At 66.9% G+C, this 1347-nt stretch carries 1 protein-coding gene and 1 pseudogene; both read right to left on the reverse strand.

The window, feature by feature from the left end; translation table 11 throughout:
• Positions 1–102 (reverse strand): annotated as a pseudogene (locus G3N93_RS42565) (DNA mismatch repair protein MutS); the annotation flags it as partial.
• A 134-nt stretch (positions 103–236) separates the two neighbouring features.
• Entirely contained in the window at positions 237–1199 is a 963-nt protein-coding gene (gene trxB / locus G3N93_RS39810) for a thioredoxin-disulfide reductase (protein WP_174941416.1), read from the reverse strand.
• Positions 1200–1347: the final 148 nt, after the last annotated feature.

The raw sequence follows: 1347 nt of genomic DNA on the forward strand, positions 1-1347 counted from the left end.
ATCGGGCGCGGGCGCCGGCGCGACGGGCGCGGGGTTCGCGGGACGGGCGGCGATCAGCCGCTTCGCGGGATCGCTCGGATGGGGCTGGTTCTTCGCCATGATTCGGTACGCAGGGCAGGCGCGTTCGCGCGCGCGGGCAAAAACACGCCGCTGCGCGGCGGCAGCGGCTTGTCCGGCCAGACCCGCTTCGCGGCAGCGGACGCCATTGTAGCGCCCGGCGCGACAGGTCTCGCGGCTTACTTCTTGTCGTGCAGGCTTTCGAGGTAGCGCTGCGCGTCGAGCGCGGCCATGCAGCCCGTGCCGGCGCTGGTGATCGCCTGGCGGTACACGTTGTCCTGCACGTCGCCCGCGGCGAACACGCCCGCGACGCTCGTCGACGTCGCGTTGCCGTGCAGGCCGCTCTTCGTCAGGATATAGCCGTCCTTCATCTCGAGCTGACCCTGGAACAGGTCGGTGTTCGGCTTGTGGCCGATCGCGACGAACACGCCTTGCACGGCGAGATCTTCGGTCGCGCCGGTCTTCACGTTCTTGATGCGCAGGCCCGTGACGCCCGAATCTTCGCCCGTCACTTCGTCGAGCACGTGATCCCACTTGATCACGACGGCGCCTTCCTTTTCCTTCTCCAGCAGGCGGTCGATCAGGATCGGCTCCGCGCGGAACTTGTCGCGGCGGTGGATCACCGTGACCTTCTTCGCGATGCCCGTCAGGTAGAGCGCTTCCTCGACGGCCGTGTTGCCGCCGCCGATCACCGCGACTTCCTGGCCGCGATAGAAGAAGCCGTCGCAGGTCGCGCAGGCCGACACGCCCTTGCCCATGAACAATTCTTCGGACGGGAGGCCGAGATACTGCGCGGACGCGCCGGTCGCGATGATCAGCGAGTCGCACGTGTATTCGCCCGAGTCGCCGATCAGGCGGATCGGCTGCTCGTGCAGCTTCGCGGTGTGGATGTGATCGAACACGATCTCGGTGTTGAAGCGCTCGGCGTGCTCGAGGAAGCGCGCCATCAGCTCCGGACCCTGCACGCCTTTCGCGTCTGCCGGCCAGTTTTCGACGTCGGTCGTGGTCATCAGCTGGCCGCCCTGCGCGATGCCGGTGATCAGCACCGGGGACAGGTTGGCGCGTGCCGCGTAGACGGCAGCCGTGTAGCCGGCGGGGCCGGAACCGAGAATCAGGACTTTGGCGTGTTTGGGCGTGGACATGTGCGAATCCGTAAAAGGCGGCCGCGGCGGGCGGGGTAGGGCTCGCCGTACGATCCGGGTTGACCGGGATGCCGTCATAGATGGGTATCAGACGCGCATTATAAAGGCCCCGTTGCTGCGTTGCCGAACGAGAGTTTCAATCGAGGCG

The sequence above is a fragment of the Burkholderia sp. Se-20378 genome (assembly GCF_017104665.1).
GTDB lineage: Bacteria > Pseudomonadota > Gammaproteobacteria > Burkholderiales > Burkholderiaceae > Burkholderia > Burkholderia lata.

Bases quoted from the DNA above. Each gene is read 5' to 3' on its own strand.
- trxB (WP_174941416.1), bottom strand. From the start codon at position 1,199: ATGTCCACGCCCAAACACGCCAAAGTCCTGATTCTCGGTTCCGGCCCC.